The sequence below is a fragment of the Craterilacuibacter sp. genome (genome assembly GCF_051659485.1).
In the GTDB taxonomy this organism is placed as follows: domain Bacteria; phylum Pseudomonadota; class Gammaproteobacteria; order Burkholderiales; family Chromobacteriaceae; genus Craterilacuibacter.
Genome location: NZ_JBOFOO010000417.1, coordinates 1 through 8,351, shown reverse-complemented (window position 1 = coordinate 8,351; position 8,351 = coordinate 1). Strand labels below are relative to the sequence as shown.

General features: G+C 58.5%; 6 protein-coding genes. 5 read left to right on the top strand and 1 reads right to left on the bottom strand.

What is annotated here, in order from left to right:
* Window positions 1–63 precede the first annotated feature (63 nt).
* Window positions 64–1,758, top strand: coding sequence for a putative bifunctional diguanylate cyclase/phosphodiesterase (locus ACRC1E_RS14105; RefSeq protein ID WP_438515725.1), 1,695 nt, complete (start codon window positions 64–66; stop codon window positions 1,756–1,758).
* 112 nt (window positions 1,759–1,870) lie between these two features.
* On the opposite strand, the gene lgt is transcribed toward ACRC1E_RS14105, so the two are convergent.
* A complete protein-coding gene (lgt, locus tag ACRC1E_RS14100; RefSeq protein ID WP_438515724.1) occupies window positions 1,871–2,722 on the bottom strand; it encodes a prolipoprotein diacylglyceryl transferase in 852 nt (283 codons plus the stop codon).
* A gap of 175 nt (window positions 2,723–2,897) precedes the next feature.
* Here lgt and ilvD point away from each other — a divergent pair, with 175 nt between their 5' ends.
* The 4 genes from ilvD to glyA all read left to right on the top strand — a co-directional run.
* Complete coding sequence (gene ilvD / locus ACRC1E_RS14095; protein ID WP_438515722.1) at window positions 2,898–4,754, top strand: dihydroxy-acid dehydratase; 1,857 nt, start codon at window positions 2,898–2,900, stop codon at window positions 4,752–4,754.
* 158 nt (window positions 4,755–4,912) lie between these two features.
* The gene (locus tag ACRC1E_RS14090) at window positions 4,913–5,596 is read left to right on the top strand and encodes a substrate-binding periplasmic protein (RefSeq protein ID WP_438515721.1); all 684 of its coding nucleotides are present in this window, start codon (window positions 4,913–4,915) and stop codon (window positions 5,594–5,596) included.
* A gap of 334 nt (window positions 5,597–5,930) precedes the next feature.
* Window positions 5,931–7,031, top strand: a complete 1,101-nt coding sequence (locus tag ACRC1E_RS14085; protein ID WP_438515720.1) for a hypothetical protein — start codon at window positions 5,931–5,933, stop codon at window positions 7,029–7,031.
* 102 nt (window positions 7,032–7,133) lie between these two features.
* Window positions 7,134–8,351: serine hydroxymethyltransferase (gene glyA / locus ACRC1E_RS14080; protein ID WP_438515719.1), on the top strand; the 1,218-nt coding region annotated here is incomplete at its 3' end.

The following is an 8,351-nucleotide window of genomic DNA, read 5'->3' as shown; positions in this document are numbered from 1 at the left end:
TGTTATATGATCTTTTTTTTAAACAAACTGTTGGCGTGTCTTTCTATGCTTGAACCTGGTCAGATGAAGCCCCCTGTAGTCGGTGAGGATGTCCCGGGCGGTTTTCTGGCCGGACGCGACCAGATCTTGACGCGCCTTCTGGTACAAAGTCCGGTCAGCATCGTACTGACCGATACACGCGGCACGATCTGCTATGCCAATCCCCGTTTTTGTGCGCTGACCGGCTACGACGCCGCCGAGGTCGTGGGCAGTAATCCGCGCCTGCTTAAGACCGGCCACACCACGGATGCCGAGTATCGCGCGATGTGGCAGCAACTGAGTGCCGGCGTGCCGTGGCATGGCGAATTTTTGAATCGCAAGAAAAACGGGGACACTTACTGGGAGGATGCCCGGATCATGCCCATCCATGATGAGGACGGGCATATTGTTCAGTATCTGGGCATCAAGGAAGACATCACCGAACGCAAGCGCATGCTCTATACGCTGGAGCAGCTTGCCTATCAGGATGCGCTGACCGGTCTGGCCAACCGTAGCCGCTTGCTGCAGGCCATAGAGGCGGCTTTGCCGGTGTCGCCGCAGCAGCAGAGTGTGCTGGCATTGTGCTGTATCGACCTTGATGATTTTGCCGGTATTAACCGCGAATATGGCCAAGATACCGGTGACCGGGTGCTGTGCCGGGTTGCGGCCGCTTTGCAACAAAAGGCCGGGGCGGATGCCGTGGTGGCAAGGCTGGGTGGGGACGAGTTTGCCATTCTGCTGCCGGCCTTGCCGTCGGATCAGGCGGAGGCTGCACTCTCGGGCTTGCTGTCATGCATTTCATCATGCGCGCTGCCGGGGCAGGGGCTAACTGCAAGTATGGGCATCTTGTTGCATGCCCGTGGCGATAACGGGCATGCCGAGCATTTGCTAAGGCATGCCGACGAGGCCATGTTTGCGGCCAAGCATGCAGGCGGCGCCTGCCACCGTCTGTTCAAGACCTCTGATGCGGAGGCCTTGCATGGGCAGGCTTTCCGGCAGGCGCTGGCGGGTGACGAATTCGAAATTCACTTTCAGCCTGTAGTCGATGCCTCGGGCCGGACCGTGTCGGCCGAGGCCTTGTTGCGCTGGCGCCAGCATGACGGCAGTTTGCGCTATCCGGACAGTTTTTTGCCGGCCTTGGTCCAGAGCGGGCTGATGCCGGAACTGGACGAACATGTGCTGGTGTTGGCGCTGGCCGCCTCTCAGCGTCTGGCTGCGGCCGGGCAGCCCTTGCCTATCAGTGTCAATCTGCATGCATCGACCTTGCTGGCCGAGGGCTTTGTCCTGCGTCTGGCTGAATGTTTAGAGGGGGGCGCTCTGTCCGGATTGATTACGCTGGAAATTCTGGAAAACGCGGCGCTGGGTGATCTGGATCGTGCCGCCGGCGTCATTCGTGCCTGCCGCTCGCTGGGGGTGGCGGTGGCGATTGATGACTTTGGGGTTGGTCATGCGTCGCTCAGTCATCTGCATCAGTTGCCGGTCAGTACCCTGAAAATCGATCGCTCCTTTGTATTGAAGTTGCTGTCCGATCGTGGCGCTAGAGCTATTGTCGAGGCTATCGCCAGCCTGGCGCGCGTGTTTGGTCTTGGACTAATCGCCGAAGGTGTGGAGACGCCTGCGCACCGCGACGCGCTGTTGGGTATGGGGCCGATGCTGTTGCAAGGCTATGCCATTGCCCGGCCTATGCCCGAGGGCGCTCTGCTGCCTTGGCTGCAGGCGTGCGGTGGCGATCCGGCCTGACTCAGGCCAGATGCCTGCACAAGGGCGAGGATTGTCCGGCAAAAAGCCAGTCGCGGGGACTGGCTTTTTTGTGCTTAACAAGCTGCGGTATTGAATCCGATGGCTTGATACGCTAGTGCATGTCGCGTTTTCTGGCCCAGACAAAAATGACGGCACCGATGATGATCATCGGCAGGCTCAACCATTGCCCCATGCTGATGCTGTAGGACTGGCCAAAGATGCCGGCGTCCGGTGTGCGGAAGTATTCGGCACAGAAACGGAAAACACCGTAGCCCATCAGGAATACCGCCGACACACACCCGCGGGCACGCGGTTTGCCCGAATATAGCCACAGGATAAGAAACAGGGCGAGGCCTTCCAGCGCAAACTGGTAGAGCTGCGACATGTGGCGTGGCAGTCCTCCCAGTTGCAGGTAGGTTTGTAGCAGTTCGGGGTGCTGCTCGACCCAGCGCATGTCCTCGACACGCGCCTGCGGGAAGATCATGGCGCCGGGGGTGCCGGCACTGGTGACGCGCCCCCATAGTTCGCCGTTGATGAAGTTGCCGATGCGCCCTGCGGCGAGCCCCAGTGGTACCAGTGGAGCGATGAAGTCGGTGATCTGCCAGAAGGTATGGCCGTGGCGGCGCGCAAATAGCCACATGGCAAAAAGTACGCCAAGGAAGCCGCCGTGAAACGACATGCCGCCTTGCCATACCATCAGGATTTCGGCCGGGTGAGCAAGGTAGTAAGCGGGCTGGTAGAACAGTACTTCGCCCAGTCTCCCGCCTACGATCACCCCCAGTACGCCGTACATCAGCAGGTCGTCGAGCAATTTCTGGGTCATGAAGGTGTGGCCGCCCTTGATGCGGAGATTACCCAGCCAGATAAAAAAGACAAATCCCACCAGGTACATCAGTCCGTACCAGTGGATAGCGAGCGGCCCCAGATGGATGGCCACCGGGTCGAATTGCGGATGAATGAGCATTTGTCAGGTAGTGTGCGAATGGGGTAAAAGGATAGTGACAAAATTATACGTAAAAGCATCCCTCCGTGCCGTGCTTATCCATAGTGTGGCGCGCTGTCTCAACGCAAGACAGTGCCGGTGCACGATGCCGTGCAGGCGGGATGTTCAATATTGATCACAAGCTCAAGGAAAAACCATGCCGCAATACCGTTCCCGTACCACCACCGCCGGCCACAATATGGCCGGTGCCCGCGCGCTGTGGCGTGCTACCGGGATGAAGGATGATGATTTCGAAAAACCCATCATCGCCATTGCCAACTCGTTTACCCAATTCGTGCCCGGTCATGTGCATTTGCACAATATGGGACAGCTGGTGGCGCGCGAGATCGAGCGCGCCGGCGGGGTAGCCAAAGAATTCAATACCATCGCGGTCGACGACGGCATCGCCATGGGGCACAGCGGCATGCTATACAGCCTGCCCAGTCGCGAGCTGATCGCCGATTCGGTAGAATATATGGTTAATGCGCACTGTGCCGATGCGTTGGTGTGCATCTCCAATTGCGACAAGATTACGCCGGGCATGCTGATGGCTGCGTTGCGGCTGAACATTCCGGTGGTATTCGTGTCCGGCGGGCCGATGGAAGCGGGCAAGGTGCAGTGGGATGGCGGCATCCGCAAGCTTGATCTGGTCGATGCCATGGTCGAAGCCGCCGACGATAATATTTCCGATGAAGACGTGGCTAAGGTCGAGCGCAGCGCATGCCCGACCTGTGGTTCGTGCTCTGGCATGTTTACCGCCAATTCGATGAACTGCCTGACCGAGGCACTGGGCCTGTCCTTGCCGGGTAACGGCTCGATGCTGGCCACTCACGCTGACCGTAAGGCGCTGTTCCTCAAGGCCGGGCGCACCATCGTCGATCTGGCGCGCCGCTATTACGAGCAGGATGATGCATCGGCATTGCCGCGCAGCATTGCCTCCAAGCCGGCATTCGAAAATGCGATGGCACTGGATGTGGCCATGGGCGGCTCGACCAATACCGTGCTCCACCTATTGGCGGCAGCCAGCGAAGCGGGTGTCGATTTCAAGATGGCCGACATCGACCGTATCTCGCGTGCGGTGCCGTGCTTGGCCAAAGTGGCACCGGCGACGCAGAAGTATCATATGGAAGACGTGCATCGTGCCGGCGGCGTGATGGCGATTTTGGCCGAGCTGGATCGTGCCGGTATTCTGCATCGCGAGCAGCCTACTGTTCACAGCAAGAGCATGGCCGACGCGCTGGCAGCATGGGATATTTGCGTGAACGGGCCGGACAGTGAAGCGCACCACTTTTACCGCGCAGCGCCAGGCGGGGTGCCGACGACCATCGCCTTCTCGCAGAGCATGCGCTATCCCGAGCTGGATCTGGATCGCGCTGCGGGTTGCATACGCGACAAGGCGAATGCCTATTCGCAGGACGGTGGCCTTGCGGTGCTGTACGGTAATATCGCCGAGCGTGGCTGTATCGTGAAGACGGCCGGGGTTGATGACTCCATCTTGAAGTTTACCGGACGTGCACGTCTGTTCGAGAGTCAGGATGATGCGGTGGCTGCCATTCTGGCTGACCGTATTGTCGCAGGCGACGTGGTGGTGATCCGCTACGAAGGCCCTAAAGGCGGGCCGGGGATGCAGGAAATGCTGTATCCGACCAGCTATCTCAAGTCCAAGGGCTTGGGCAAGGCCTGTGCCTTGCTGACAGACGGCCGCTTCTCCGGCGGCACCTCCGGGCTCTCCATCGGCCATGTTTCACCCGAGGCTGCCGAAGGAGGTGCCATCGGTCTGGTGGAGGAGGGCGATAGCATCGTGATCGATATTCCGGCCCGCAGTATTGTACTGATGGTGGCTGATGATGAAATGGCGCGCCGCCGTGAGGCGATGGATGCCAAGGGTGCGGCGGCGTGGAAGCCGCTGGATCGCAATCGTGTGGTCAGTCCCGCCTTGCGTGCCTATGCCGCGATGACTACTAGTGCCGACACAGGTGCCGTGCGCGATGTCTCACAGGTCGAGCGTCGCTAAGGCTTGGGCCTGTAGCGATAACGGGTCGCCTTGGCGGCCCGTTTTTTTATGAATTGAATAAAAGGTGTGGTGTGGGGCAAATACATATTGGACGGCGTGCTTTGCTGGGGGCTTTGTTGGCGAGTGCCCTGGCAGCTTGCGATGAACGGCAGTCTCCGGTGGGGAAGTTGCTAGGCGGGGGAGAGGCCAGACCTTTGCGTGTCGGTATCAATGCAGCTTATGCGCCGTTTGAGTCGCTGGATGCATCCGGGCAGCCGGTAGGCTTTGATATCGCGTTGATGCGCGAGTTGGGGCGGCGTATCGGGCGCGAGGTCGAGTTTGTCAATCTGCCGTGGCGCCGTTTATTGCAGTCGCTGGCGCAAAGACGGCTAGATGTGGTGATCTCGGCGGTTGCCATCACGCCTGCGCGCAGGCGTAATTTCCGTTTTACCCAGGCTTATTACAGTGAGCGGCAGGGTTTGCTGCGGGCAGAAGCATTGTCTGCACAGCCGATACAGCAATTGATGCGCATCGGCGTCCTGGAGAATAGCCGTGCCGAGGATCATTTGCAGCGCTTGGGTGTTGTGCCGGGCCGGGTGTTTGAATATGCGGATGCCGATGCAATGCTGCAGGCTTATCTTGCCGCCAAGGTGGATGCCCTGTTTGGTGATGAGCATGTGCTGCGGGAACTGCGTCATGCAACCACCGGAGTGTTGAGTTTTGACGCAGCCTTTGGGCTGGATGAGTACGCTATTGTGCTGCCATTGGATGAAGCCGGCTTGCAGGCGTTACTGGATCGTGCGCTGCAAAGCATGCATGATGATGGCAGTTTGGCTGTCTTGACGCGGCAACTGGAGGAGTAGGCAGATTAATGTAGTGTGCCGGGTGCAGCCGGTTTTAACAAATCCGGCTGTGTCGCGGACAAAAAAATGCGCGAACCTGTTGGTTCGCGCCAAGTCTACAAAGGAGAAATAGAGGAGAAACTATCAAGAAACATTGCTGCATCTCAACAAGGAATGATTATCAGCATAGGCTATTTTATTGTCAATGATTATTGTTCGAAAAAGATCAAGATGTAAGAAAATGTCGCTTTATTTATGGTGTTGATGTTTGTAAGTGAAAGCCTGACGGGTGGCTAGATACTGTATATGCGTTATATGCCACAATACCCGTTTTACATTGCCGTTGAATGACACTATGTCCGCTACGCCCAGCCTGCTTCCCGATCCACGCCAATACCCTGCCTTGCTTGCCTCTAATCGCCTGATTCATCATGCCGTGTCCGCACTTGATGCGGCTCACGACACCGATGCGGATCTGTGGCGTGATTCTCTGCGTCTGGCCTTGATGGAGATGTTGCAGCGCGATGATATGCTGACCCTGTCTGTGGCGCTCACCATGGTACCGTCTGCTGCAGCCTATCGCGAATTGTGGCTTGCCCTGCGGGCGGCGGCCGAACAGGGCGAAGGCCGCAAGGCGGTATTGTTTGCCGTGCCGCTGGTGCTGGTCGCCGGCAGTAATGCTGAAGCCTGCCTGCCTGCCGATATTGCCGATGTCGCCGGGCTGAATGCCTTGCTGCGTGAACATGGCGTATTTGCCCCCGGTGCCGAGGTATTGCTGGGGGGCGCTTTGCTGCATCCGGATGATGTCTCGGCCATTTCGGCCGGCCATATTTATCGTGCGACGCGTGAAGCGGCGACGGTGCTGGATGCATTGCCTGCAACGTTGGCAGGACGTGCCGTTACCGTGCACAAAGATGGTGTCTTTCTGCGTTATCTGCTGGGTGTGGCGATGCAGGAAGAGGGGCGTCCGGCGCCAATCAGGCTGGGTGGTGCGGTAGGGAGCTGGGGTTTGCCGGTGATGAAATTTCTGGGTGAACAGCTCAAGAGCCAGGGCGTGACCCTGTTTCCGATTGCCCGTCCGCCGCAAGCCTTGATGCAGGCCATGGTCGAAGGCGGTAAAGCACGGCATGAAGTGGCGCTGCAGGCTTTTGCCAGCAGCCAGATCCGTCGCTTGCGTGATAAATCACTGACCCCGGTGGCGGTGCTGGCCGCGCATGTGGGCGGCGAGTTGCGTTTTACCCTGTCGGCCGAATCGGGTGAGGGCGCAGATGAAGGCTTTGTCTGGGCGCTGTCTCCGCTGGATTCTGTTCCCGCCATTGAAGCGATGGTGCGCGAACTGATGGCCGAGTGCCAGGTGCAGGATGTGCGGGTGCCGGCGACGCTGATGCCGGAGGAAGAAGCGGGCGAACGCCTGTTTTTGCATGCCGCCAATCTGGGTGCCTGCGTCTGGCATTGAGGCATGATTTCCGCGGCAGGGGGCAAGCCCTTGCCGTGTGCATTGCACAAATGATGTAAAATGCCTTTTCGTTACTGACCCCTTGATTTGGAAGAGTCGAAGATGTTTGCTGCTGACCAGTCGATTGCCCAGTTTGACCCCGAACTTTCCGCTGCCATTGAAGCCGAGTGCCAGCGTCAGGAAGACCATATCGAGCTGATTGCGTCGGAGAACTACACCAGTCCCGCCGTCATGGAAGCACAAGGCTCCCAGCTGACCAATAAATACGCCGAAGGTTATCCGGGCAAGCGTTTTTATGGTGGTTGCGAACACGTGGATGTGGTCGAGCAATTGGCCATTGATCGCGTCAAGGAGCTGTTCGGTGCCGAATACGCCAACGTGCAGCCCCACTCAGGTTCACAAGCCAATCAGGCGGTGTATTTCTCCATCCTGAAGCCGGGCGATACCATCATGGGGATGAACCTCGGTCATGGCGGCCATCTGACCCACGGCTCTCCTGCCAACCTGTCGGGCAAGATGTTCAATATTGTTGCTTACGGTCTCAATGAAAACGAAGAGATCGATTACGACGATATGGAGCGCGTAGCGATGGAAACCAAGCCCAAGCTGATCATCGGTGGTGCCTCAGCTTTTGCCTTGCGTTTCGATTTCGAGCGCATGGGCCAGATCGCCAAGAAATGCGGCGCCTACTTCATGGTCGATATGGCGCACTATGCCGGCCTGATCGCAGCCGGTGTCTACCCTAACCCGGTACCGCACGCCGATTTCGTGACTTCGACCACCCACAAAACGCTGCGCGGCCCGCGTGGCGGCATCATTTTGGCCAAGGCCGAATACGAGAAAAGCCTGAACTCCTCGGTGTTCCCAACGTTGCAGGGCGGCCCGCTGATGCATGTGATCGCCGGCAAGGCGATCGCGTTCAAGGAAGCATTGCTGCCCGAATTCAAAGCCTATCAGGAGCAGGTGCTGAAGAATGCCGATGCGATGGCTCGTACCCTGACTGAGCGCGGCCTGCGCATCGTGTCCGGCCGTACCGAAAGCCATGTCTTCCTGGTTGACCTGCGCGCCAAGGGCCTCACCGGCAAGGCGGCTGATGCCGCGCTGGGCAAGGCACATATCACCGTCAACAAGAACTCGATCCCGAATGATCCGGAAAGCCCGTTCGTGACTTCGGGTATTCGTATCGGTTCGCCGGCCATCACCACCCGCGGCTTCAAGGAAGCCGAGGCTGTGATCGTGGCCAATCTGATCGCCGATGTACTGGATGCGCCGGAAGATGTTGCCGTACTGGCTCGTGTCGCCACCGAAGCGACAGCCTTG

Coding starts and splice junctions, on each gene's coding strand:
- ACRC1E_RS14105 (WP_438515725.1), top strand. CDS start 64: ATGAAGCCCCCTGTAGTCGGTGAGGATGTCCCGGGCGGTTTTCTGGCC.
- lgt (WP_438515724.1), bottom strand. CDS start 2,722: ATGCTCATTCATCCGCAATTCGACCCGGTGGCCATCCATCTGGGGCCG.
- ilvD (WP_438515722.1), top strand. CDS start 2,898: ATGCCGCAATACCGTTCCCGTACCACCACCGCCGGCCACAATATGGCC.
- ACRC1E_RS14085 (WP_438515720.1), top strand. CDS start 5,931: ATGTCCGCTACGCCCAGCCTGCTTCCCGATCCACGCCAATACCCTGCC.